This window comes from Pseudomonas sp. BE134 (assembly GCF_031456105.1).
GTDB lineage: Bacteria > Pseudomonadota > Gammaproteobacteria > Pseudomonadales > Pseudomonadaceae > Aquipseudomonas.
The window spans coordinates 66325-91276 of record NZ_JAVDUA010000001.1; the positions used below are offsets into that span (position 1 = coordinate 66325).

Consider the following 24952-nt stretch of genomic DNA (forward strand, 5'->3'; position numbering starts at 1 on the left):
AGCATAAATGTTGATTGACCTGACGCTTTCGCGAGCAAGCCCACTCCCACAGGGAATTGCCGGGATCTTTCCTGACAAAAATACTAGGACTTTGTGCGGCGCGTTGATTGGCGTAAACTGCGCCCAAGCCTGCGAGGAGTTTCCATGACCGCTATAACCATTACCGACGCCGCCCACGATTATCTGGCTGACCTGCTCTCCAAGCAGAACACCCCGGGTATCGGCATCCGCGTCTTTATTACCCAGCCTGGCACCCAGTACGCCGAAACCTGCATTGCCTACTGCAAGCCGGGCGAAGAAAAACCTGAAGACACGGCGCTGGGGCTCAAAAGCTTCACGGCCTACATCGACTCGTTCAGCGAAGCCTTCCTGGACGATGCGGTAGTCGACTACGCCACCGACCGTATGGGCGGCCAGCTGACCATCAAGGCGCCAAACGCCAAAGTGCCGATGGTCAACGCCGACAGCCCGGTCAACGAGCGCATCAATTACTACCTGCAAACCGAGATCAACCCGGGGCTGGCAAGCCACGGCGGTCAGGTCAGCCTGATCGATGTGGTCGAAGACGGCATCGCCGTGTTGAAATTTGGTGGTGGTTGCCAGGGCTGCGGCCAGGCGGACGTGACCCTGAAGGAAGGCATCGAGCGCACCTTGCTTGAGCGTATTCCCGAGTTGAAAGGTGTTCGCGACGTGACTGACCACACGCAGAAAGAAAACGCCTACTACTAAGGTGTTCGCTGCGAACATAAAAAACGGCACCCGTGAGTGCCGTTTTTTTTGATCGTTCCCATGCTCCGCGTGGGAATGCAGCTCGGGACGCTCCGCGTCCCATATACGGACGCAGAGCGTCCGTTGAGGCATTCCCACGCAGAGCGCGGGAACGATCATCTCAGGGGCGATACAAATGCGCATGCCCCGCGCGATACAGTGACGACTCACTGAACTGGTCACTCCCCAACACCCGACCCACCAGAATCAACGCCGTCCGTCGAAATCCCTTCGCTTCAACCTTCCCGGCAATGTCTTCAAGCGTCCCCAGCACCCAATCCTGATCCGGCCACGTCGCCCGGTGAATCACCGCAATCGGACAGTCCGCGCCGTAATGCGGCAGGAGTTCAGCGAGGATTTTTTCCAGGTGATTAACGCCCAGATGAATGGCCATGGTCGCCCCGTGTTGCGCCAGACTGCCCAATTCTTCTCCCGCCGGCATGGCGGTCTTGTCGGCGTAGCGGGTCAGGATCACGCTCTGCGACACGTCCGGCAGGGTCAGTTCCGCCCCTAAAAGCGCCGCACACGCCGCCGTCGCCGTGACGCCCGGAACGATTTCAAACGGAATACCAAGCTCGCGCAGGTGGCGAATCTGCTCGCCAATGGCGCCATACAGGCTCGGATCACCGGAATGCACTCGCGCCACATCCTGTCCGTTGGCGTGGGCGGTTTTGATCAGTTCGATGATCTGTTCCAGGTGTAATTCGGCGCTGTTGACCACCTGTTCGGCGCGGTGGCCTTCCAGCACGGCCGCAGGCACCAGGGAGCCGGCATAGATGATCACCGGGCAGCTGCGAATCAGCCGCTGGCCTTTGACCGTTATCAGTTCCGGGTCACCGGGCCCTGCACCAATGAAATAGACGGTCATTGTCAGTTCCTGTGAAAAAAGAGGCCGAGCAAGGCTTCAGATGAAGATTGCTCATGATCGAAGGCGCGATTATCGGGGGGTTTATGCAACAACTGCCAATGCCAAGGTCGCTTGAGCAAATTTTTGTCGGGGAATCAGCAGTTTTGCCGGCACCTGGGCCAGCTGTTCGGCTAATGCCAGGGCGGCACTTTCAGCCACGCCGTAGCAGCCGGTGCGTTCGAACGCGATGTCCGAATGATGGCTGAGTTGGGGACGATAACCGGCCAATTGTTCGCTGCTGAAATACATCAATGGCAGTGCGAGGTGCTCTGCGAGTTCGATCAGGCCAGGCTCATCACGCTTCAAGTCGATGCTGGCCAGCGCGGTGATCTCATGTAGTTCGATTTGATGCGTCTGTAAGGCTTGATCGAGCAAAGCCCGCAACGTGCTGGCGGGGCAGCCGCGCTGGCAGCCCAGGCCGACCACGAGCGTCGGCACTGTGCCAGCCTCTGTCATGCGTGGTATTGACCATCGCTTTTGCGGCGGAATAACCAGGCACTGATCAGGCCCAGGGCCAGCCAGAACGCCACGTTGGTCAACTGCGAAGCGATCTTGAACTGAGTTTCCAGCGCTTGCGGTGCGAGCATTGAATGCACGTCCGGTTGTGGTGCGCCGATCACGTGCGGAACGGCCAGAATCGCCACGCCAAGAACCTTCATCAACCAGTGACGGCTGAACACGATCAACGCGATACCGACAGCTGTGGAGGCGGCTGTGCCGATCCACCACATTTGCCGTTGAGCCAGATCAGCTGCAGCAGTACCTGGCAGTTCCGGCGGCAGGCCAAGGGTCGGCGCCAACACGAAGGTCGCATAACCCGCCAGACCCCAGAGCAGGCCCTGAGACGTTTTGGTCGGTGCGCGCAGGGTGTACAGGCCGGCAAGCATCAGGGCAAAACCAACGGCTACCACCAGGTTGCCGCCGGTCGTCGACAGCACGCGCTGCCAGCCGTCTTCCGGCTCCCAGGCTTCGGCACTGTGGGTGTGACCTGCCATGGCGCCGTCGGCGTGTTCATGAGGTTGAACCACCGCCGGCCCGGTTTTTTCGTAGGTTTCCGCCTGGACGATCAACGGTGCGACCCAGAAACTTTGCAGCAGAGTCAGCAACAGGGCGGCCAACAGCCCGGTGAAACCAGCGGTTTGCGCTATACGCTTGAACATGTCGGCAGCTCTCAATGGCACGGAAAAGCGGCGCTGTGACGGGTATCGTGCGCGGCGTTGTGGACCGCTTCGATGTGCGAGAAACCGGCGAAATACACAAGGCTCGCGCCCAGTATCGACGCACAAACGGCGGCGGTCAGGCGTTGGCTCAGGGTTGAAGTGGTGCTGGCGGTGCTCTTGTCCGTGTTGCTGCCGGTGCTGCTGATGATCGACATGGCGCTTCCCTCTGGTCTGTCAGCGGGTGAATAGAGCGCATGGAAAACCCCTGCGAGTCGGGCACGCAGACGTCAAACAGCGCCCGCCCACCGCGGGTTTGTTGTTCAGTGACCGTAACGATCACTTTGTGTTGCGGGCCGGTCTCCGGGCTCACGAGGGGCGCAGGCTTTCGCCTTGACCTGCAAGCATCACCTTCCCATGCCGAACTGCTGGCACAGTGGATTTGATGCTTCGCTCGCTTACCGTTGCGGGGGCAGCACCGGACTGACATGGCTTTGAGTAAAGCACACGATTCACCGGTTTCCCGTTTCACCCTGTGAAGGGCACCCGTAACAAAGTGCGTAGGAGAGCATGGGCGGGGGATTCGCGTCAATTGCTATGGGTTCTCAACTCGGGACCGAGGCGCATCATTCGCGAGCAGGCTCGCTCCCACAGGTGACCGCGTTCCAATGTGGGAGCGAGCCTGCTCGCGAAGGACGCGCCGCCGATGTCATGTGAACATTGACCCGCCCCAGCGCGATGCGTAGCCTTGCGCATTCGAGGTTCTTCGGCGCATGCCGAAGCTAAGAAGGGAACGCGGTCAATGCCGCGGCTGCCCCCGCAACTGTGAACGGTTCAGTTTCTGCCATGCCACTGCATGCGCCAGCCATGGCGCGAGCGGGAAGGCGCAGCAACCGCCAGTCAAGCGACTGGCCAGCCGTCAGCCAGGAGACCTGCCTCGACACAGATTCTCACTTTCAACCGGGCGGGGTGATCCGGTGGCGAACTCTTCAGGCATGCGCGTGCGCGTTGCCGGTTGTCGTCCCGTATGCCCGCCACCTTGCCAAAGGGCATCCGATGAAAACACTGGCCAAACTCCCCGTCACCATCGTTACCGGCTTTCTCGGTTCGGGCAAAACCACCTTGCTGCGGCACATGCTCGACAACGCTCAGGGCCGTCGCATCGCGGTGATCGTCAACGAGTTCGGCGAGTTGGGCATTGACGGCGAAATCCTCAAGCAGTGCTCCATCGGCTGCACCGAAGAAGAAGCCAATGGCCGCGTTTATGAATTGGCCAACGGCTGCCTGTGCTGCACCGTTCAGGAAGAATTCTTCCCGGTGATGCGCGAACTGGTGGCCCGTCGCGGTGACCTCGACCATATCCTCATCGAAACCTCCGGCCTGGCCCTGCCCAAGCCGCTGGTCCAGGCCTTCCAGTGGCCGGAAATCCGCAGTGCCTGCACCGTTGACGCCGTCATCACCGTGGTCGACAGCCCGGCCGTGGCCGCCGGCACCTTCGCGGCGTTCCCGGATCAGGTCGACGCCCAGCGCAAACTCGACCCCAACCTGGACCACGAATCTCCGCTGCACGAGTTGTTCGCCGACCAACTGGCCAGTGCCGACCTGGTGATCCTCAACAAGGCTGACCTGATCAACCCTGAAGACCTGGCCCGCGTTCGCCTCGAAGTCGCCGAAGAGTTGCCGCCAGCGGTAAAAGTCATCGAAGCCAGCAGCGGTCGCCTGCCACTGGACGTGTTGATCGGTCTGGGTGCCGGTTCCGAAGAACACATCGACAGCCGTCACAGCCACCACGATCACCACCATGAAGGTGAAGACGGCCATCACGATGAGCATGACCACGACGCGTTCGATTCCATTTCCATCGAACTGCTGCAAGCCGACGAAAGCCTGCTGATGGATGCGCTTACGCAACTGGTGGTCCAGCACGGCATCCTGCGGGTCAAAGGTTTCGCGGCGATCCCGAACAAACCGATGCGCTTGCTGATTCAGGGTGTGGGCACGCGTTTCGACAAGCACTTTGACCGTCAGTGGGGCGCCGATGAAGCGCGTACCACGCGCCTGGTATTGATTGGCCAGGAACTGGACGCCGCGCAACTCGAAGCGCAATTGCGCGCCGCGCTCAGCGTTTAAGCCATGCACCTGCTCAGGACCCAGCCCGGCGGTTTCGTGTCGGATGACAACATCGCCGACCTCGGACAAACCCCCGCCGAGCTGGTGATCCTGTGCAGCGGCGATTCCAGCCTCGCGCTGCTCGCTGAAGCCGCGCAGCAACTGCCCGACGACTACCCGAGCGTGCGCCTGGCCAACCCGATGCAGGTGCAGAATCACGCGTCGGTCGATCTGTACGTCGACGAAGTGTTGCGTCACGCCAAGGTGATTCTGATCTCACTGCACGGCGGCATCGCCTATTGGCGGTATGGCGTCGAGCGGCTGGTGCAATTGTCCGAACGGGGCGTGCAGCTGATTCTGGTGCCGGGCGATGATCGCCCGGACCCGGAACTCAGCGACCTCAGCACGGTGGTAGCGCAAGACCGTGACCGGCTCTGGCAGTTTTTGCGGCAGGGCGGCATGGGCAATGCCCTGGACTTTTTCCGCTGCCTGGCTAATCGTTGGTTGGGTTGCGATTACACTTGGGCCGAGCCGCAAGTTCTGTCGCGTACGGCGATTTACCACCCGCACAAAAGCCCCGCAGAGCTGAAGGATTGGCAAGCCGACTGGCAAACCGGGCAACCGGTGGCGGCGGTGCTGTTTTACCGCTCGCATTTGCAGGCGGCCAATACCGGTTTCATCGACGTTTTCTGCCAGCGTTTGCAAGCGGCAGGGTTAAACCCCTTGCCGATTGCCGTGGCCAGTTTGAAAGAGCCCGGCTGCCTGGCGGTGGTCGAGGATTGGCTGGATGAAGTCGGGGCAGGGGTGATTCTGAACACCACCGGTTTCGCCCAATCCAGCCCCGAAGCGCCGCACCTGCGACCGTTTCGTCGCAACATTCCGGTGATCCAGGCGATTTGCGCTCAAGACAACGAGCCCGGTTGGCGCGCCAGCGAGCAGGGCCTCGGTCCGCGCGACCTGGCGATGCACATCGCGTTGCCGGAACTGGACGGCCGAATCATCAGCCGTCCGATCAGTTTCAAGGACCTGGCGTGGCGCAGCGAGCGCAGTCAGTCCGATGTGGTTTGTTATCGACCACAGCCGGAACGCATGGATTTTGTCGCCGAACTGGCACGACGCTGGATCGATCTGGCGCGGGTGCCGAACAGCGAAAAACGCATTGCCCTGATCCTTGCCAACTACCCGACCCGTGATGGGCGCATCGGCAATGGCGTCGGCCTCGACACCCCGGCCGCCGCGTTGAACATCCTGCGTGCGCTGCATAAGGAAGGTTATCCGTTGCCGGCCGGGTTACCGGGCAGCGGCACCGCGTTGATCCAGCAACTACTCGGCGGCGTCAGCAACGACCTCGACACCCTCGACCAGCGTCCCTGCCACCAAAGCCTTGCGCTGGACGATTACAACCGGATGTTCGATGCTTTGCCGGAAGAGAATCGCCAAGCCGTGCTGGAACGCTGGGGCACACCCGAAAGCGATCCGATGTACCGTGGCGGACGCATGATGATCGCGGGACTGCGCTTCGGTTTGACTTTCGTCGGCATTCAACCGGCGCGTGGTTATCAGGTCGACCCGAGTGCGGTGTATCACGACCCGGACCTGGTGCCGCCGCACGGCTATCTGGCGTTCTACTTCTGGCTGCGCAACACCTATGGCGCCCACGGCGTAATCCACGTCGGCAAGCACGGCAACCTCGAATGGCTGCCGGGCAAAGGTGTCGGGTTGTCGCAAAGCTGCTGGCCGGACGCACTGCTCGGGCCGCTGCCGAACATTTATCCTTTTATAGTCAACGATCCGGGCGAGGGCGCGCAGGCCAAGCGCCGCACCCAAGCGGTGATCATCGACCACCTGATGCCGCCGCTGACCCGCGCTGAAACCTACGGGCCTCTGCGCAACCTTGAACTGCTGGCCGACGAATATTACGAAGCGCAACTGCTCGACCCGCGCCGCGCCCGGGAGTTGCAGCGCGACATTCTGCAACTGGTGCGCGAGACGCACATCGACCGCGAGCTGCAACTGGACGAAAAACTCGACAGCGACGCCGATGCGGCGATCTGGTTGCCGCGTCTGGACACGTACCTGTGCGACTTGAAGGAATCGCAGATTCGTGATGGCCTGCACATCTTCGGCGAGTCACCGACCGGGCGGTTGCGTATCGACACGTTGCTGGCCTTGCTGCGAATTCCCCGGGGTGATGGTCGTGGTGCGCAATCGAGTTTGTTGCGGGCGTTGGCGAAAGCGTTCGAGCTGGGTTTCGATCCGCTTGATTGCGTGTTGGCCGAGCCTTGGACTGGACCGCGTCCAGCTGAACTGCAATCGCTCAATGATGAAGCCTGGCGCACGGCGGGTGATGCCCGTGAACGTCTGGAACTGTTCGCCGCTGGCCTGATCTCGCAAACTTTGAATACCAATCCCGGCCTCTGTGGGAGCGAGCCTGCTCGCGAAAGCGGCGGGTCAATCGACATCAATGTTGAATGTTCAACCGCTTCGCGAGCAGGCTCGCTCCCACAGGAGGCGCGCTGGGCCGAAGTGCACGCGATCATCGACAACCTGCGCGAAGTCGTCGCCCCACGTCTGGATGCCTGCGGCCCAGCGGAAATGCGCGGCCTGCTTGATGCCTTGAGCGGGCGCTTCGTCCCGGCCGGCCCCAGCGGCGCACCCAGTCGCGGTCGTCTCGACGTGCTGCCGACCGGGCGCAATTTCTACTCGGTGGACGTGCGCAACCTGCCGACCCCCACCGCGTGGCGCATCGGCTTCCAGTCAGCCAACCTGATCCTTGAACGACACCTGCAAGACCACGGCGATCACTTGCGCCAACTCGGCCTGTCGGTCTGGGGCACCGCGACCATGCGCACCGGCGGCGACGACATCGCCCAGGCCATGGCGCTGATGGGCGTGCGTCCGGTCTGGGCGACGGGCAGTCAGCGGGTCGACGATTTCGAAATTCTGCCACTGAGCTTGCTCGACCGTCCGCGTGTGGACGTGACCTTGCGCGTTTCCGGATTCTTCCGTGATGCCTTTGCCAACCTGATCCGCCTGTTCGACGCGGCGGTGCAAGCGGTCGCGGCGCTGGATGAGCCCGACGACCTCAACCCGTTGGCCGCCAAAGTGCGCGCCGAGCGTGAAACGTTGATGCAATCGGGTCTGGATGAAGACGCTGCCAATCGTCAGGCCGGCTGGCGAATTTTTGGTGCCAAACCCGGTGCCTATGGCGCCGGTGTGCAGGGCGCTATCGACGGTCGTCTGTGGCAAAGCCGCGAAGACCTGGCCGAGGTTTACCTGAATTGGGGCGGCTATGCTTATGGCGGATCCGACGAAGGTACCGCCGCCCGCGATCAATTCGCCCAGCGCCTGAGCCAGGTGCAAGCGGTGCTGCAAAACCAGGACAACCGCGAGCACGACTTGCTCGATTCCAACGACTATTACCAATTCCAGGGCGGCATGCTTGCCGCCGTGGAAAGCCTCAGCGGTGAAGCCGCAGCCAGTTACCACGGTGATCACAGTCAGCCGGACTTGCCGAAGATCCGGACCTTGAAGGAAGAGCTGAACCGGGTGATCCGCTCCCGGGCGGCCAATCCAAAGTGGATCGAAGGGGTCAAGCGTCATGGCTACAAAGGCGCGTTTGAACTGGCGGCGACCGTCGATAACCTGTTTGCGTTCGACGCCACCACGCAACTGATTGACGATCACCAGTATGCGTTGCTGGCCGACGCCTATTTGCTCGACCCGGCGACTCGGGAGTTTGTTCGCGAGCACAATCCGCACGCCCTGCGTGACATGACTGAACGGATGCTGGAAGCGCAGCAGCGGGGGATGTGGAAGGAACCGGGCGAGTATCGCAAGGCGCTGGAAAACTTGCTGCTGGATATAGAAGAAGACAGCTAATGCACTTACCCCTGTGGGAGCGAGCCTGCTCGCGAATGCGGTAGATCATTCGACATCGATGTTGGCTGACACATCGCCTTCGCGAGCAGGCTCGCTCCCACAGGTTCAAGGTTTGCCTGCCACCGACCATGAGCGAGATTTAACAATGACCGACACCCCGCATTTCCCCCTATCCGCCGTGGTCGGCGCCGACGACTTGAAGCTCGCCCTGTACCTGACCGCCATTGACCCGAAAATCGGCGGCGTGCTGATCGAAGGTCCGCGTGGCATGGCCAAATCCACCCTGGCCCGGGGCCTCGCGGACCTGTTGGCCAGTGGTCAATTTGTCACCTTGCCACTGGGCGCCACCGAAGAACGACTGGTCGGCACCCTCGACCTCGACGCCGCCCTGAGCGACGGCCGTGCGCAATTCTCTCCCGGCGTGTTGGCCAAGGCTGACGGCGGCGTGCTCTACGTCGATGAAGTGAACCTGCTGCCCGATCACCTCGTGGACCTGTTGCTCGACGTCGCCGCCAGCGGCACCAACCTGATCGAGCGCGATGGAATTTCCCATCGGCATTCGGCGAAGTTTGTGCTGATCGGCACCATGAACCCGGAAGAGGGCGAACTGCGCCCGCAACTGCTCGACCGTTTTGGTCTGAACGTTGCGCTCAGCGGCCACACCGCACCGACCGAACGCGGCCAGATCATCCGTCGACGCCTGGATTTCGATAGCGACCCGCAACGCTTCTGCGCGCAGTGGGAGCATCAGCAGCAGTCGCTGCGGGAACGGTGCGAGATGGCACGTAGCCTATTGGCGAGCATCCCCCTTGATGATGAAGCGTTGGCGCTGATCACTGAACGCTGCTTTGCTGCCGGCGTCGATGGCTTGCGCGCTGACCTGGTCTGGTTACGCGCCGCGCGCGCCCATGCCGCATGGCGCGGTGCAAACGCGATCACTGAGGCCGATATCGACGCCGTCGCCGAGTTTGCCTTGCGCCATCGCCGCCGCGAGCAATCACCACTGGCCCCGCAACACCATCAACCGCCGTCTGCACAAAACGCCAACCCGAGCGAAGGCCAGGGCCAATGGGGTGAAATGCCTGCCCAGGCGCTGCCGGTTGGCGCTCGCCGTGAAGTGCCGAGCTGGCCAAAAAAGCCCTAGGCATTCGCCCTCGATCTGATGCGGGGGCGAATGCCAGACCCCGCGCAGGACGGCTGGACAACGGCAAGCAAGGCAAACGTCACGCCGCACGCAGCGGTTCGATCAACTGGCCGGGGACCTTACTCAATGGCCGGCCGCGTCAGCGCAGCGATGTGCTGTTCCACCTGCGTACCCGTTGCGCCCATGAGTTGTGGCTGGTGATCGTCGATGCCTCGGCCTCGACCCGGCGTCACCAGGCGCTGAGCGATGCAAAAGGCTTCCTGGCGCAAGTGTTCGATGATGCCTACCGCCAGCGGGCGCGCCTTGCGTTGTTGACGGCCAGCGGCAATGTGCCGAAATGGCAGGTACAAGGCTTGAAAGCGTCCAGCGGTTTGCGGGCCTGGCTTGATGGATTGGGCGCAAGCGGTGGTACGCCGGTGTTGGCGGCGCTGGGTGAGGCGGTGCGTTGGTTGGCAACGCGGCAAAAGCGCTTCCCGGCGGAGCAGCAGCGTGTGTTGTTGCTGACCGATGGGCGATTGAAGGAGTGGTCGAGTTTGCCGCTGCTGGAGTGTCCGAGCCTGCTGATTGATATCGAGCGCGGGCCGATTCGGCTTGGGCGGGCGAGGCAGATGGCGGCTGAATTACAAGCAGATTATCGCCATATTGATGAGCTGATTTCTGGCTGAATTATTGGTTGTCTGTTCCGGCCTCATCGCTGGCAAGCCAGCTCCCACAGTGGTTCTTCAGTGTCCACAAAACCTGTGGGAGCGAGCCTGCTCGCGATGGGGACAACCCGGTTTAAATCTATTTGCCCATCGCCTGACGGTACTGCCGCGTACGCCGGCCAATATACAACCGGTCAAGAATCAACGCCCACACGGCAGACACCTGCGGCCGTGGCTTGCGCCCGCGGCTCAATCGATGAAGCTGAAACTTCACCACCGCCATGCTCGCCAGTGCCGCCAGTGGTCTGCGTTTCCACAGAATCGGCGGCAGTTGTGGATGGCTGTTGCGGCCTTCGCGCCAGTGTTTGACCAACTGCGGTTCGACCGCCAGTGCCGTACCGATGCCGGCCATGGCGATGCCGCTGTCGAGCACCTGTTCGACGACGGCCAGTCGCCGAATGCCACCGGTGACCATCACCGGCATGCGCGCGACGCTGGCCAGTTCACCGGCCATTTCCAGAAAATAGGCTTCGCGCGCCAACGTCCGGCCATCACTGGCTTCGCCTTGCATGGCCGGGGCCTCGTAGCTGCCGCCGGAGAGTTCCAGCAGGTCGATGGGGTGCTCGTTGAGCCACATGATCACCTGACGGGCATCGTCAGCGTCAAAGCCGCCACGCTGGAAGTCGGCGGAGTTGAGTTTAACCGCCACGCAAAATTGCGGCGAGACGGCTTGGCGAACGGCACTGACCACGTCCAGTAGCAAGCGCGCTCGATTCTCCAGCGATCCACCCCAGCGGTCGGTGCGGCGATTGGTCAACGGTGAGAGGAACTGGCTGATCAGGTAACCGTGCGCGGCATGAATCTGCACGCCGGTGAAGCCGGCCTTTTCGGCGAGGGCCGCGCTGGTGGCAAAGCGCGCGATCACCTCGGCGATATCGGTCTCGGTCATCGGTTTGGGCTCGGCGAACATTTTCGAAAGCGCCCCCAAGTCCAGTGCCACTGCCGACGGTGCCCAGGCTTGCTGACCGAGGTTGGCCATGGTCTGGCGGCCGGGGTGATTGAGCTGCATCCAGAACTGCGCGCCACCGGACCGGCCGATGGTTGCCCACTGCCGAAGGCGTTGCAGATCGCGTTCGTCTTCCAGCACGACGCCGCCGGGGCCGGTCATGGCGCGGCGGTCGATCATGACATTACCGGTCAGCAACAAACCGGCTTCGCCCTCGGCCCAGGCCTGATACAGCCGAAATAATGCGTCAGACGGTGCTTGCCCGGTGTCAGCGAGGTTTTCTTCCATCGCGGCTTTGGCGATACGATTGCCGACGGTCTGGCCGTTGGGCAGATTCAACGCTTGGAAGGGCGACATGCTTGACTCCTCATCAGTGAAGAGCAGAGGCTAAGCTTAAAGTTAACTTTAATGTCAAGCAGGCAAATGAGGGCGTAATGAAGATTGGTGAACTGGCGCAGTTAAGCGGGCTGAACGCTTCGCGCATTCGTTTTTATGAGGCTCAGGGTTTGATTCGTCAGGTCGAGCGTTCGGCCAACGGTTACCGGCGGTATCCCGCGCAAGTACTGCAAACCTTGCAAATCATCCAGTGTGCGCAGCAGGCAGGATTCAGTCTGGAAGAGCTGAAGCTGTTGCTACCGGACAAGGTGACGGGCGAGTTCAAGCATGACGAATTGGTGGCGGGGCTTTCGCGTAAAGTGGAGCAGATCGAGGAAATGCAACTGCACCTGGCCCAGAGCAAGGCGCAGTTGCTGGCGGTGATCGAAAATATCCAGACACGGCCCGAAGGGATGGCCTGTGATGCGAATGCCGAGCGATTGATGGCGTCGTTCAAGCTTTAGTTCTGATCGATGCACGAATCACCGTAAGCCTGGTAGCGCAAGACATGGGTGGTGCCCATCGTGTCGATGTAGGTCATTTCCCGTGGGCCGATGCCGCAGTAATCGCCACTGGTGATGTTGACCACCTTGGCGATGTTCAGCGCTTTCGAATAGCTGTAATCCTCGACGTTCGAGGGGTTGGCGTTGTCGACGGAGGCGGCGGCTGCAGTACCGGTCAGGGCAATCAGAAACAGCGTGGACAGAAGGTTTTTCATGATGGGGCGCTCGTAGTGGCTACTGAAGGATTTCAGTGGCAGTACGACGAGCCCCGCCAGGGTTTATTCCAGGCTCAAGGCAAGGTTTTCAGATCAAAAGGCGCTTTAGGTTATTCATGAAAGGTGTACCGATCCTTCCCCGAGTGCTTTGACGCATACAACGCCTCATCGGCCTTGATCAGCGCCTGATTCAACGTGTCGCCGTCTGCAACCCGCGCCAGGCCGACACTGATGGTCACCGGATGCCGGGTCGGGTGTTCACGCACCACCCGGCACAGTTCACCCGCCAGGTGTTCGACGTCTTCGCGACGCACCCCGGCCAGGTAAATCGCAAACTCCTCACCCCCCAGTCGTGCGTACTCAAAATCGACCATGACCGTTTTGATGTCTGCGGCAATGCGCTTGAGCACTTCGTCGCCGATGTCGTGGCCGTAGACATCGTTGACCTTCTTGAAGTTGTCGATGTCGATCATCGCCAGGTAATGGTCGTGCACGCGCGGCTTGGCATGCAGTTGCTGGTGGGCGCGGGTCATGAATGACCGGCGATTGGGGATTTCGGTGAGGGTGTCGAAGTAAGCCTGATCCAGCAATAGGTTGGTCATGATGTAGTTGTTCAGCTTGGCTTCACGCAATTTGAAGAAACTGTAGAGCGTCAGCGCACAGAGGAAAGCGCTGTAATTGAGGGTCATCACACCCCTGACCTCGAACGCGCCAACGTCGGTGTGATAGAACGGGTTGAGGTTCAACCAGGTAATCAGTTGCGCGCCGAAGAACGACCAGCGACTAAGCGGCAGGATCGAAGCGCCGTATAGCGTGCTGGACGCGGCAATTAACAGCCATGCCGCACGGTTGCTTTCAGGCAAATCATCTACCAGCAGCCGCGAGCCCAACGTGATGGCGAACACGAAGAACAGATTCAAGACATCAAAGTGCCCGGCTTTGCGGGTGAACAGCAACAGAATCGTCAGGGTTGAAAACACCCCGAAGAACAACAGCAACTGCCAAGTAAAAGGCCGACCGCCCATGAAGCTGAGGATCAAGTCGAACACCACCCACATGGCAACACTGGCGACATAGATCAACAGGCAGAACGTGTGCTGGCGTTCGAACTCGTGCTGGATGAACTCGGCTTTCAAAGCAGCCGGCGCGGCTTTGCCACGGATTTCATCTTCGATGGTTTTGTACATCGCCGGCCCTGTTGTTGTGCTGGTTGTCGAGGATCAACTTGCCCCATGGCCGGTAGCGCAGGGAAAACACCGAGGTCGGATGACAACCCGCCGACGTTGCGTCTGGCGTAGACGGTTGCGCACGAAACGGCTGGCCTTCGACGCTGACCTGGCGAAAGGCTTCACGCACGATACCGACCGGGCAGGGCAGTGCGCTGGCGTAGCTCTGACGAACCAATGCCGGCAAGCGGCCCGTGCCGGCGCCGTCTTGCCACCATACTTGCAGGCCAGCAGTGGCCAAGGCGCCCAGCCACTGTCCGTTGACCTGCGGCGCCAGTTTGCCGGCACTGAATGCACTGATATGCAGCGGCGCATCGAGTTTGCCGGCGAAGTCCTTCAACTGGCGTTGCAGGGTGGTGCGTCGTTCGGCCGGAAAAAAGTGCAGGTCATCCAGTTCCAGCGGCAGGTACCAGCCGCTGACGGGCAGTTTCCAGTCCTTGCGCAGTGTCCGCTGCTGAGCCAGCGATTGGCCCAGTTGTGCTTGCCAATAGGTGGCCAGCCCGGCGCTGTCCAGTTCATTGATGCGCTGGTAGTAGGCTGGGTCCATGGATAGCCCCAGCACAATTTTCAGGCCCTGCTCGTGGGCCAGGTGCAGACTGCTGGCGAGCCAGCCCTTGGCCCCGCCAAAGTTCGAATCGCCGTACGCCGTCCATTGCACCATCACGGTGTGTGCACCTTGGCGGGCGGTTTGTTGCCAGACTGTTCGCCATTGTGCCTGGCTGAGATTGGCATCGACGTTCAGCGGTTGATAAAAAATCCGCACATCAGCACGCGCCACGAGGCTGACCAAGAGGACGCAGACCATCAGCACTAATCGCCTCATCAGAAGTTCATCTCCACGCCCACCAGCACTCCGCTACCGCCCTCGTACAAGTTGCCGCCCAGCGATTGCTGGTACTCGGTACGTACGCTCAGGTGCGCGCGATAGGCGTTGTAGATGTCCTCGTCGAACCACCATTGCCAGCGCAAGCCCAGGCCAGTGCGCAGGTCCTGGCGCCAGACATTGCTCGGGTCCTGGCTGGCGAATTCGAGAAAACCGTACGGCATGAGGGTTTGCGCGCCATTGAATGGCAACTTCCAGGTATGCCCCTGCTGGAAACGCGACAGCCATTGGTGGTCGCCGGCCTTGGTCCACCAGGCGGCGTCCAGGTAGAGGGAGCGTTCTTCCCAATCACTTTCATCGACGCGCCAATCGTTGCGGAATCGCCCCTGATCGAGAAACGATCCGGTGGCGCGCAGCAGGTAGTCGGTGGTGCTGTGGCCGTCCTGGCGGTGATCTTCAATCTGATCGGCCAGTTTTTCAGGAACAAGCAGTTGTCCCAGGCTCAGGCTGTGATTGTCCTGGTCGTCGAACTGGCTCTGTTTGTAAATCTCGCCGTAGAAGTTGATGTTTGCTGTGCCCCACGGTTTATAGCGCAGGCCGACGCCAGTACCGATGGATTCGGCGTAACTCGTACGACCGACACCGCCGAGCAACACCCGTCCATAAACCGAAAGCGTGCTGCCGGCCCGGCTCGGTTCTTCGCCCAGCGCATGGTCCCACATGGCCAATTGCACGTTCTGCGAGGCGGGCTGGCGGCTGGTGCCGGTGCCGTTGTTGTCGGGGCGCACAAAGTCGTTGGTCGATATGCCGGCCGGCGACCAGGTGCTGGCTAAGGTGCGCGTGTCGCGGCGAGACAGGGCTTCGTGGGCGCGACGCTGGCGATAACGCCGGGCTTCCATACTGCCATCTTCATCGTCGGCGGCGACCGGGTTTTGTTCCTGGTCGATCACCCGGCGCAGTTCGTTGCGCGCCGAAGCGCTGTCTGCGGCTTCGTCATGGCGCAAGGCGAGGGTTTCGCCGAGGCGGTAGTCCTCGGGGAAATCCTGGGTGGCGGTTTGCAGGTAGGGGAGCGCTTTCGCGCGTTCTTCGCGGGTCTCGGCGCCGGCCAGTCGCATGCCGTAATCGGCCCGATAACGTGGGTTGTCTGGCTCGCGGCGCACGGCCTCGGCGAGCCACGCGGTGCTTTGCTGCGTCTCACCGGCTTTTTGCGCCGTGACGGACGCCGCGTAGAAATTCCCGGCATCAGGCGATTGCTGCAAGGCTGAGTGCTGTCGCTGCAAGGCCAATCCATGATCACCCCGCGCATCGGCAATGGCTGCGCCCAACGCCCATTCATTGGCACCCCGGGCGCTGCTCTGTTGCCAGTAGCGTTCAGCGGCCTGATTGTCACCTGCGGCAAGGGCGCTGCGGCTGGCGGTTAGTTTGGCGTTGTCGCTCATTTGTGCCGCAGGAACACTGCGCCAGATCGCCAGGGCGCCAGCCGAATCACCCGCTGCTTCAAGGGCATAGGCCAACGGCAGGCGGCTGCTTTGGTCCCCGCGTTTTTCAGCCTGTTGGTAATAAACCACCGCTTCGCCGGGACGATCCGGCATGGCGCAGCGGCCGAGTGCGCGGTAGTCACCCACAGCCTGAGGATGCTCGCCGATGGCATGCTGCACCACGGCGCATTGACCGTTCTCGGCCAGTTGCGCCAGCAACTGACCGCGCGTGGCGGGATCGACGCGATTGAGCAGCGAGACGATGCGCCGTTGCTGCGCCGGGGTCGGGGTCGACATGGCATAGAAATTCGCCAGGCGTTGCAGCAGGACGGCCGGCAGTTTGCCGTTGTGGCGATCGTAAGCGTTTTCGAGCAGTTGTTGCGCATGCTCCCGTTGACCGTTGTTCAGCGCCAAATAAGTGGCCTGATTCAGCGAGTCGAAGTTACCGGTCAGCTGGTAATGGCGCTCCCACAACGCCGCCGCTTCAGTTGTTCGACCCAGTGCTTGCGTCAGATCGGCGCGGCGCTTCACCACGCCGGCGGTTTGCGGCTGGCTGGCCAGCCAGGCCAAGACTTTGTCGCTGTGGCCCTGCGCCTGCCAGACGTCCAGCAGTTGTTCGTGCCGGCGTGTGTCCCACGGCTCCGGCAGGCGTGTGCTTTGCAGCAATTCGGTGGCTTGCAGGCGTTGGGCGAGGATCAGCCAGGTCTGCGGATCGTCGTCTGGCCGACAACCGCGCAATTGGCTGAGTGCCGCGTCCGGGTCGCGGCGCGATAGCCATTCTGCCGTTTCCAGGCAGGGGCGCTGCAATTCGCCGCTCAGGCGCTGCACGATGGCGACGTCGCCCGTTTGTCGTGCCAATTCCCACAGCCGTTGACGCTGGGCCGGGTCCGCTAGGTCGCTGGCCGGCAGCGATTGCATCCAGCGCTGGGCTTGCTGGGTGTGGCCCATGGCAATCGAGCGGTCGACCATGGCCAGGCGGGTTTTGCGTGCGGCTTCAGCGCTGGGTGCCTGTTCCAGCAGTTGTCGAAGCGCTTGCTCGTCGAGGCGCTGCACGTAGGCATTGGCCAGTCGTTGCCAGCCTTGGGCGTCCAGTTGATTGCGGGCCGCCAGTGGGGCCAGTTGTTCGATGGTGCCGTTCCAGTCGCGCAGTTGCTCTGACCAGTTCGCGCGCGCGCGGCGCAGAATGTCCTCGTCGCCTCGGGGTGCCAATTGCGCCAGCCAGTCGTGCGCCCTGGCCGCACCGCCGAACTTGGCCAGGCTCAGGCTGTAAGCCTGCCATAGGCGCACGCGGTGGTTCGGGGAGCTGGTGGCCATCCACTGTTCGACTTGTTCGCTGCCTGGCGGGTCTTGTTCGATCCAGGTCAGGCGCAGGTTGAGCAGGGCATCGCTGTTTTTCGGGGTATCTGGCAGGGTCTGCACCGCGTCCTTGTAGCGCCGTTGTTTGGCCAGCGATTCCACCAGCAAAGCACGGGCTTCGTCGTTATTTGGCACCTTGCTCAGCAGATGACGCATCAACCGCTCGACTTCGGCCCAGTTGCCTTTTTTCGCTTCGCGGTAACTGCGGTCCATGTAGGGAAAACTGCGGAACTCCTGAAAATCGCTCAGCGGTTCGGCCTGCGCCCACGTGTTGAGGCTCAGGCTGAACAGCATGGTACCCAGGCAAACTGTCCAAGCCTTCACGCGACCTCCCGGGTGATGCAGTAGGCGGCGTGCTGTTCGCTGGCCTGATCGGCCAAGGCTTGTTCGAGTACTTCCCGGGTGATCATGTCGCGTGAGATCAAATGTTCGCCCAAGGACATGGTTTCGGCGTCGAAGTCGATCAGGGCCTGATTGAACAAAGTCGCCGGAACCATGCCGCGCTCTTGCAGCAGATTGCCAAGCAGCACTTGATGGCGGCTGACGCGTTCGAGCAGGGCTTCATCGTCCTGATGACGCTCAAGCACGCTGAGCATCTGCCTGACCTCGTCACGTTGATGGGGGCTGGCGTACCAGTAACGAATGCCCAGGGTGACCCGGCCTTGAGGCGCGAGTCGGCAGCGCACCGGGCGTTTCAACTGGCGGCTGATGGCTCCCTGCGACACCTGACTGACCGGGCTTTCCGAGGTCAGCACCAGCGTGTCGCCGTCTTCGGCCACTGGCAGCACGCCGTAATGAGAGGCGACTTTGCGCGGCACTGCATCAATCAGGCGTTTGTCGAGTTTGAACGGGTTCAGCGGCGCCCATTCCAGGTCCAGTTGCTCGGCCAGCGTCTCGACCAGTTGTGCAGAGGTGATGCAGTCGCGCAGTAACAGTTCGCGTCCGAGGCGACGCCGCACCGGGCTGGTGATCGCGGCGTCCAGTTGCTCCTCGGTGATCAAGCCTTTTTCCATCAGACGATGACCGAGCGGCGTGCGCTGGGCTTTGGTCAGGGCCGGAAACTCATGAGTGGTTTTGTCCCAGGCCACACGGCGCGAATCACCCATTTCCATTACCTGGCGCAGTGCCCGCAGGTTGGCGAAAAAGTTGACGTAGTTGCTCCATATCATGCGCGGCGCCGACAGCAATCCCTCACCCAGACCGTAGTAACGAGTGACAAACCAGCCACGCTGGAACAATCGATTGAGCAGCATCAACCCGTTAAGCCAGAGCAGCGCAATCAGCAGTTTGCTGTCGGAGAGGATCGATGGATAACGCCAGGTCTCCGGGAAAATCACCGTCACCAACCACATGACCAGCAGCACCACGAACAGCAAGTTGACCAGAAAACTCAACAAATACGCAATCAAGCCGCGCCGGTCGCGCCACAGGAAGTAGCTGAGCAGACCTTTGGAGCTCCAGCCGAGGTTAGTGGTGCCCTGGAAGACGATACCGACAATCCAGCGCGACTTCTGGCGGATGGCGTACTGCAAGTCCCGTGGAAAATGCTCGCGGACGCAGATGACCTGGGAAAACTCACGGTTCATGCCGAATGCCCAAGGCTGCTCAAGCGCCAGTTTCGGGTCGGTCACCGAGTAACGGGCGAAAATGCACTTCATGCCTTTTTGCTTGAGACGAAAACCGATGTCGTAGTCTTCGGTCAGGCTTTGCACATCGAAGGCGATGCCGTCGCCATCTTCCAGCAGGGCACTGATGGCCTTGCGGCTGAAGCAAGTGCCGACACCGGCACTCGGCACCTGACCGGTCAGGGCTTCGCGCACAATGACGTCCTTGCCATGATTCTCCGCAAACTCGTCAACGTAGTGCCCGGCGGTGAAGCCGTGCCACTCCGGCGCGTAGGGGTAGACCGGGATCTGGATCAGGTCCTTGTTCGGCAACAGGTAGTTGAACAGGCGTAACTCCATCGGCGAAATCACGTCTTCGGCATCGTGCAGGATAAAACCGGCGAACTGGATCCTGGCCTCGCTTTCGAAGCGCAGGATCGCGTCGATGATGTTGTTCAGGCAATCGGCCTTACTGGTCGGGCCGGGGCGGGCGCACACCACTTTGTGCACATTGGGATAGTGCTGGCAGACCGCATCGACATCGGCCTGGGTGTCGGCATCGTTGGGGTAAGTGCCGACAAAAATCTGGTAGTTCTCGTAGTCGATGGTTGAGGCCGCCAGACGCGCCATTTCTCCGACCACGCCGACTTCATTCCATGCCGGAACCATGATCGCCAAGGGCTTTTCGGCGATGGCGTAGAGCCGCTCTTCGTCGGCACGCTCGAATTTTTCGTAGATCCGCCAGCGCCGGATCAACTTGCGAGTCCAGTACACCAGGTCGATGAACAAGTCATCGAGCCCGAGTACAAACATCAACAGGGCCAGAGCTATCGCGATGTATTTAAGACCAAACAGTACATAAGCAAAAAAATCGACAAGGCCAAGACTCATGTGGCTTTACCCGACGCCGAGCGTGCACGTAGCCAGGCGTCGAGGCGTGTGGCAATGCGCTCACTGGCGTGGCCGTCCCCATAGGGACTGAACACGCGGCTCATGCGCTCGAAGTGGGCATCCTCATCCAGCAACCGGCTGGCTTCCTTGACGATCCGGTCGGTATCGGTACCCACCAACAGCACCGTGCCGCCTTCAAGCACCGAGGGCCGTTCCGTGACATCTCGCATCACCAGCAAGGGTTTGCCAATTGACGGTGCTTCTTCCTGAATACCGCCGGAGTCGGTGAGGATGAAATGGGCCCGACCCATTAGCCAGACAAAATGCTGGTAGTCCTGCGGTGCTACCAGATAGATGTTGGGTTTGTCCGAGAGCATCCCATACACCGCACTTTGCACCTGCGGGTTGAGGTGTACTGGGTAGACGAATTGCACGTCGGGGTAATGCTGTGCGAGTTGGGCCAACGCCTGGCAGATATTCTGAAAGCCGTCGCCGAGGTTTTCCCGTCGGTGACCGGTAATCAGGACCATACGGCGGTGCTCATCCAGCACCGCCAGCGGTGAGTCGGCGGCAGGGTGCCAGTTGACTTCTGTTTGATGTGCACGCATCCACACCAGCGCATCGATCACCGTGTTGCCGGTGACTTCGATATTGCCCTTGGGCACGCCTTCGTGCAGCAGGTTGTCTTCAGCCTTGGTGGTGGGCGGAAAATGCAGGTCGGCTATCACGCCGGTCAGGTGTCGGTTGGCTTCTTCAGGCCAGGGCGCGCTCAGGTTGCCGGTGCGCAATCCCGCTTCGACATGGCCGATCGGCAATTGACGATTGAAGGCTGCGAGGGCGGCAATGAAGCTGGTGGTGGTATCGCCATGGACAAGCACGATATCCGGATTTACCCGTTCATAGGCCTTGTCGAGCTGAATCAGCAATTGTTCGGAAAGGCCGTTGAGAGTCTGACCCTGAGTCATCACGTGCAGATCTTCGTCGACCGACAATTCGAAGGAATCCAGCACCTGCTTGAGCATTTCACGGTGTTGGCCAGTGGAGCAGATGTTTAGTTCGATGCCGGGCCACTGACGTAGAACGCGTGCGAGCGGTGCCATCTTGATCGCTTCAGGGCGGGTGCCGAACACCATCATGACCTTGAAAGACATCAACTCCTCCCCGGTCAGCGCACGCCAGTCATATCGTGGCTGTTAAAACCGCTTATCAATTGAGTATTGAATAAAGCAGTCGGAACCGGGGTTGTCCAATGCTCATACAGGCTTCATCAACAACGAGTATGGAGGCGACGGTTTAGCAGATCGCTGGCTCTGGGGGCGGTGCGCAGGGTGCTGAGCGTTTGTCGTAACCAATGGACCGTGTGGGAGGGTTGTCGGTGCAGGAGTTTGGGTTTTGTCTTGCCAATATGGGCTGCAAAGTCGGCTTCCAGGGTTTGCCGGGTGCCTATGCCTTTGAGTTTTTTCAGCAGTTTGCCATCCTTGTAAAACAGCACGGTCGGGGTGCCGGTCACGTTCGGATGGCGGGGAGACTCGCCGGTGTTCAGCACATAAATACTCGCCCGGTCCCGATACTGTTCAGCAACTTGACGGAAAATCGGTTCGGCAATTTCGCAGGCAGGGCAGTGTGTATTGCCGAAATACAGGATCACCGGCCGCCAGGTGTTCAAGGCTTTTCGGTAGGCCGGCGCCAGTGTCGGCGGGTGGCGGGTCGAGCTCATTGAAATCTCCTTTTTACAACGACCATCGAGGTTTGCCGACGGTAAAGGAGGGGGGCGGGGTGGGTCTACTGTCAGAAGTTACAGTTCGGTCTTTTCCTACGGCGATCAGGACATGGCTTACTTCAGAGTGGGACCGGCCCGACAGCAATCACGGAAAGCTGGAAGCGAGTGAAGTGATACTTTTGTTCATCCGTCAGTGACGACAGTTTTGGACTGGAAGGGAGTACCTGAGAGCATGAGTAGCAACCCGGAATACAAGATCAATCCGCGAATTGAAGTGCAGCAAACGACATCTGGTGAGCGCCCTCTATATGCCAAAAGGATAGAGGCAGATACCCTTTGGAGTGCTATTTTTAGTACCTCTAAAAGCACTCAAAGGAACATTTTTATGACACATATCGTCCTGTCGCAGGTCGTAGCGAGCATCTCTGAATTGAAAAGGAACCCGATGGGTACTGTGGCTGCTGGCGGTGGTCTGTCTGTTGCGATACTAAATCGCAATGAACCGGCATTCTATTGCGTTCCCGCCAAAGAATACGAAGCCCTGATGAATCGTTTGGAAGATCTGGAGTTGCTTGCCCTTTGTAAAGAGCGGGAAAACGACCCGACGATACAGGTTTCGATTGATGACCTATGAGCTGGAGTTCTCCGATAAAGCCTGGAAGGAATGGAAAAAGCTTGGAGTAAACCTCAGAGATCAGTTCAAAAAGAGACTTCGGGAGCGACTTACAAACCCACACGTCCCCGCAGACCGACTCAGTGGGCTTGGAAATGCCTACAAAATCAAGCTGCAAAGTGCCGGATATCGACTGGTTTACCGCGTCATGGATGACGCACTGGTAGTGACAGTAATTGCCGTGGGGAGGAGAGAGCGCGGTGATGTTTACAAAGCCGCTACCGCACGCTGATGCGATTTGTTGAATCCACAACAGTTTCACCTGCGTTTGTCTCGATTTGTAGATTCAACGTGGTTTTCAACCTCCCCCGTACCCCCCGCAACCTGTGGCACACTTTCAGCGGACTGTTCCGTTGTTACATTCAAGTCTCCGCTATAGCGGAATATGCATCAATCAGGAGAACCAATCATGACCATTACCCGTTACGGCACCGGTAGCACCGCTGGCGGCGGTCAGCCCCGTCCTTTCGCCCGCGCGGTTGAAGCCGATGGCTGGCTGCACGTGTCCGGGCAGGTGCCGGCGCTGGATGGCGAAATCATTGTGGGAGGCATTGTCGAGCAGACTCACCAGACCATGAAAAACCTGATCGCGATTCTCGAAGAGGCCGGTTACGGCCTGGAAGACGTGGTGCGAACCGGCGTATGGCTGGACGATCCACGGGATTTCTGGAGTTTCAACAAAGTGTTTTCCGAGTACTTCAGCCCCGAACACGCCCCGGCGCGCGCGTGTGTGCAGGCGAGCATGATGGTTGATTGCAAAGTTGAGATTGACTGCGTCGCGTACAAGAAAAAGGTTTGAACCGAGTCGAGCCCATCGCGGGCAAGCCCTGCTCCTACAAGCGATGACGGCCCGGCGTATCAACGAATAACTGCGGCTGCCTGCGGCCGCGAATGTGAGGAGTTCGACCATGTCTACTGCCCAACACACTGCCGCCGTGGAAAAGGGCTTTGCCCATATCGGCGCTAACCTGGTGCGCGATGTCAGCTTGCCGGCGCTGGTGCTGCACCGCGAAGCGCTGGAGCACAACATTCGCTGGATGCAGGCCTTTGCCAGCAACAGTGGTGCCGAGCTCGCGCCCCACGGTAAAACCAGCATGACCCCGGCCCTGTTTCGCCGCCAACTGGACGCTGGGGCCTGGGGCATCACCCTGGCCAGTGCCACGCAAACCCGTGCGGCGTATGCCCATGGCGTGCGTCGGGTGCTGATGGCCAACCAATTGGTCGGCACGCCGAACATGGCGCTGATTGCCGTTCTGCTGGCAGACCCGACCTTCGACTTCCATTGCATGGTTGATCACCCGGACAACGTCGCCGACCTCGGCGCCTACTTCGCCTCGCGCGGTGTGCGCCTGAACGTGATGATCGAATACGGCGTGGTCGGCGGTCGTTGCGGTTGCCGTACCGAAGACGAAGTCATCGCACTGGCCAGAGCCATCAACGCGCAACCGGCGCTGGCCCTGACCGGCATCGAAGGCTATGAAGGCGTGATCCATGGTGATCATGCGGTCACCGGCATTCGTGATTTCGCTGCGTCGTTGGTGCGCCTGGCGGTGCAGTTGCAGGACAGCGGTGCGTTCGCGATTGCCAAACCGATCATCACCGCGTCGGGATCAGCCTGGTATGACTTGATTGCCGAGGCGTTCGAAGCGCAGAACGCGGGCGGACGTTTCCTCAGCGTGCTACGTCCCGGCAGCTATGTGGCGCACGACCATGGCATCTACAAAGAAGCGCAATGCTGCGTGCTCAACCGACGCAGCGACCTCAACGAGGGCTTGCGTCCGGCAATGGAAGTCTGGGCGCATGTACAGTCGATGCCGGAGCCGGGTTTCGCAGTGATTGCCCTGGGCAAACGCGATGTGGCCTACGACGCCGGTTTGCCAGTGCCGTTGCTGCGTTACAAGGCCGGCGTGGTGCCGGCGACGGGCGATGACGTCAGCGCCTGCAAGGTGACGGCAGTGATGGATCAACACGCGTTCATGAATGTGGCGCCGGGGGTTGAATTGCGAGTGGGCGACATCATTTCGTTTGGCACTTCGCACCCGTGCTTGACGTTCGACAAGTGGCGCACGGGGTGTCTGGTGGATGATCAGCTGAATGTCATCGAAACCATGGAGACCTGTTTCTAAGGCTTGAAACCGAGGTGGGGCCGAAAAGCCAACCCATCAATCCCGGTAAAACACCTGCACCAGGTGATACCCGAACTTGCTCTTGATCGGCCCATGCACCACTCGCAGCGGTTTCTTGAAAATCACTGCATCAATGACCCCGACCATCTGTCCCGGCCGCACTTCACCCAAGTCGCCGCCGCGCTTGCCGGACGGACAGGTGGAATACTTCTTGGCCAGCACATCGAAGGCTTCGCCCTTGGCGATGCGTTGTTTGAGCTGCTCGGCTTCTTCCGAGGTTTTCACCAGAATGTGGCGGGCTTGAGCTTTCATGGGGGCATACCTTGCAACGGTGGTGGCTATGTT

At 60.4% G+C, this 24952-nt stretch carries 23 protein-coding genes and 2 riboswitches; of the genes, 10 read left to right on the forward strand and 13 right to left on the reverse strand.

Features of this window, described 5'->3' with window-relative positions:
- Positions 1–144 precede the first annotated feature (144 nt).
- Positions 145–729: a Fe-S biogenesis protein NfuA gene (gene nfuA / locus J2Y56_RS00270; RefSeq protein WP_007946504.1), complete on the forward strand. Its 585-nt coding sequence runs from the start codon at positions 145–147 to the stop codon at positions 727–729.
- 160 nt (positions 730–889) lie between these two features.
- Here the strand turns inward: nfuA and cobM are convergent, their stop codons facing one another.
- From cobM to J2Y56_RS00290, 4 genes are all read right to left on the reverse strand, one after another.
- The gene (gene cobM, locus J2Y56_RS00275) at positions 890–1636 is read right to left on the reverse strand and encodes a precorrin-4 C(11)-methyltransferase (RefSeq protein ID WP_310347765.1); all 747 of its coding nucleotides are present in this window, start codon (positions 1634–1636) and stop codon (positions 890–892) included.
- Between the two features lie 81 nt (positions 1637–1717).
- Positions 1718–2131, reverse strand: a complete 414-nt coding sequence (locus J2Y56_RS00280; RefSeq protein WP_310347767.1) for a cobalamin biosynthesis protein — start codon at positions 2129–2131, stop codon at positions 1718–1720.
- On the reverse strand, positions 2128–2835 hold the full coding sequence (locus J2Y56_RS00285) for a CbtA family protein (RefSeq protein WP_310347768.1): 708 nt from the start codon (positions 2833–2835) through the stop codon (positions 2128–2130). The genes J2Y56_RS00280 and J2Y56_RS00285 overlap by 4 nt, the downstream gene beginning before the upstream one ends.
- 11 nt (positions 2836–2846) lie before the next feature.
- On the reverse strand, positions 2847–3050 hold the full coding sequence (locus J2Y56_RS00290; RefSeq protein WP_150781205.1) for a CbtB domain-containing protein: 204 nt from the start codon (positions 3048–3050) through the stop codon (positions 2847–2849).
- A gap of 118 nt (positions 3051–3168) precedes the next feature.
- A riboswitch (cobalamin riboswitch) is annotated at positions 3169–3397 on the reverse strand.
- A gap of 177 nt (positions 3398–3574) precedes the next feature.
- Positions 3575–3787, forward strand: a riboswitch (cobalamin riboswitch).
- A gap of 101 nt (positions 3788–3888) precedes the next feature.
- On the opposite strand from J2Y56_RS00290, the gene cobW reads away from it, so the two are divergent.
- The 4 genes from cobW to J2Y56_RS00315 all read left to right on the forward strand — a co-directional run bounded on the left by cobW (position 3889) and on the right by J2Y56_RS00315 (position 10632).
- Positions 3889–4962 (forward strand): cobalamin biosynthesis protein CobW, encoded by a 1074-nt coding sequence (cobW, locus tag J2Y56_RS00295; RefSeq protein WP_310347771.1) that lies wholly within the window; start codon positions 3889–3891, stop codon positions 4960–4962.
- Between the two features lie 3 nt (positions 4963–4965).
- Positions 4966–8823 (forward strand): cobaltochelatase subunit CobN, encoded by a 3858-nt coding sequence (cobN, locus tag J2Y56_RS00300; RefSeq protein WP_310347774.1) that lies wholly within the window; start codon positions 4966–4968, stop codon positions 8821–8823.
- A 145-nt stretch (positions 8824–8968) separates the two neighbouring features.
- A complete protein-coding gene (locus J2Y56_RS00310) occupies positions 8969–9967 on the forward strand; it encodes an AAA family ATPase (RefSeq protein WP_310347775.1) in 999 nt (332 codons plus the stop codon).
- 101 nt (positions 9968–10068) lie between these two features.
- Positions 10069–10632, forward strand: a complete 564-nt coding sequence (locus J2Y56_RS00315; protein WP_310348338.1) for a VWA domain-containing protein — start codon at positions 10069–10071, stop codon at positions 10630–10632.
- 118 nt (positions 10633–10750) lie between these two features.
- Here J2Y56_RS00315 and J2Y56_RS00320 read toward each other — a convergent pair whose 3' ends face one another.
- Positions 10751–11974, reverse strand: a complete 1224-nt coding sequence (locus tag J2Y56_RS00320) for an NADH:flavin oxidoreductase/NADH oxidase family protein (protein ID WP_310347777.1) — start codon at positions 11972–11974, stop codon at positions 10751–10753.
- A gap of 77 nt (positions 11975–12051) precedes the next feature.
- Between J2Y56_RS00320 and J2Y56_RS00325 the strand changes: the two genes are divergently transcribed.
- Positions 12052–12456 (forward strand): MerR family transcriptional regulator, encoded by a 405-nt coding sequence (locus J2Y56_RS00325; protein ID WP_310347779.1) that lies wholly within the window; start codon positions 12052–12054, stop codon positions 12454–12456.
- Here J2Y56_RS00325 and J2Y56_RS00330 read toward each other — a convergent pair.
- The 7 genes from J2Y56_RS00330 to J2Y56_RS00360 form a co-directional block, all read right to left on the reverse strand.
- Positions 12453–12710, reverse strand: a complete 258-nt coding sequence (locus J2Y56_RS00330; protein WP_007946516.1) for a DUF2790 domain-containing protein — start codon at positions 12708–12710, stop codon at positions 12453–12455. The two genes, J2Y56_RS00325 and J2Y56_RS00330, sit on opposite strands and share 4 nt — an antisense overlap.
- 110 nt (positions 12711–12820) lie before the next feature.
- A complete protein-coding gene (locus tag J2Y56_RS00335) occupies positions 12821–13897 on the reverse strand; it encodes a GGDEF domain-containing protein (protein WP_310347782.1) in 1077 nt (358 codons plus the stop codon).
- Positions 13875–14759 carry a DUF4434 family protein gene (locus J2Y56_RS00340; protein WP_310347784.1) on the reverse strand — a complete coding sequence of 295 codons (885 nt, stop codon included), beginning with the start codon at positions 14757–14759 and terminating at the stop codon, positions 13875–13877. The genes J2Y56_RS00335 and J2Y56_RS00340 overlap by 23 nt, the downstream gene beginning before the upstream one ends.
- The gene (locus J2Y56_RS00345) at positions 14759–17887 is read right to left on the reverse strand and encodes an NfrA family protein (RefSeq protein WP_310348339.1); all 3129 of its coding nucleotides are present in this window, start codon (positions 17885–17887) and stop codon (positions 14759–14761) included. Before J2Y56_RS00345 ends, J2Y56_RS00340 begins: the two co-directional genes overlap by 1 nt.
- A 26-nt stretch (positions 17888–17913) precedes the next feature.
- Entirely contained in the window at positions 17914–20088 is a 2175-nt protein-coding gene (nrfB, locus tag J2Y56_RS00350) for a cyclic di-3',5'-guanylate-activated glycosyltransferase NrfB (RefSeq protein WP_310347787.1), read from the reverse strand.
- Positions 20085–21239, reverse strand: coding sequence for a non-hydrolyzing UDP-N-acetylglucosamine 2-epimerase (gene wecB, locus J2Y56_RS00355; RefSeq protein ID WP_310347789.1), 1155 nt, complete (start codon positions 21237–21239; stop codon positions 20085–20087). Before wecB ends, nrfB begins: the two co-directional genes overlap by 4 nt.
- A 116-nt stretch (positions 21240–21355) precedes the next feature.
- A complete protein-coding gene (locus J2Y56_RS00360) occupies positions 21356–21805 on the reverse strand; it encodes a co-chaperone YbbN (protein ID WP_007946522.1) in 450 nt (149 codons plus the stop codon).
- 388 nt (positions 21806–22193) lie between these two features.
- Here J2Y56_RS00360 and J2Y56_RS00365 point away from each other — a divergent pair, with 388 nt between their 5' ends.
- The 4 genes from J2Y56_RS00365 to J2Y56_RS00380 all read left to right on the forward strand — a co-directional run bounded on the left by J2Y56_RS00365 (position 22194) and on the right by J2Y56_RS00380 (position 24607).
- Positions 22194–22442: a type II toxin-antitoxin system Phd/YefM family antitoxin gene (locus tag J2Y56_RS00365; RefSeq protein WP_310348343.1), complete on the forward strand. Its 249-nt coding sequence runs from the start codon at positions 22194–22196 to the stop codon at positions 22440–22442.
- Positions 22432–22713, forward strand: coding sequence for a type II toxin-antitoxin system RelE/ParE family toxin (locus tag J2Y56_RS00370; protein ID WP_310347792.1), 282 nt, complete (start codon positions 22432–22434; stop codon positions 22711–22713). Before J2Y56_RS00365 ends, J2Y56_RS00370 begins: the two co-directional genes overlap by 11 nt.
- A 177-nt stretch (positions 22714–22890) precedes the next feature.
- Positions 22891–23280 (forward strand): RidA family protein, encoded by a 390-nt coding sequence (locus J2Y56_RS00375; RefSeq protein WP_310347794.1) that lies wholly within the window; start codon positions 22891–22893, stop codon positions 23278–23280.
- A 109-nt stretch (positions 23281–23389) separates the two neighbouring features.
- Positions 23390–24607: an amino acid deaminase gene (locus J2Y56_RS00380; RefSeq protein ID WP_310347798.1), complete on the forward strand. Its 1218-nt coding sequence runs from the start codon at positions 23390–23392 to the stop codon at positions 24605–24607.
- A gap of 36 nt (positions 24608–24643) precedes the next feature.
- Here the strand turns inward: J2Y56_RS00380 and J2Y56_RS00385 are convergent, their stop codons facing one another.
- On the reverse strand, positions 24644–24919 hold the full coding sequence (locus J2Y56_RS00385) for a peptidylprolyl isomerase (RefSeq protein WP_007898282.1): 276 nt from the start codon (positions 24917–24919) through the stop codon (positions 24644–24646).
- Positions 24920–24952 lie beyond the last annotated feature (33 nt).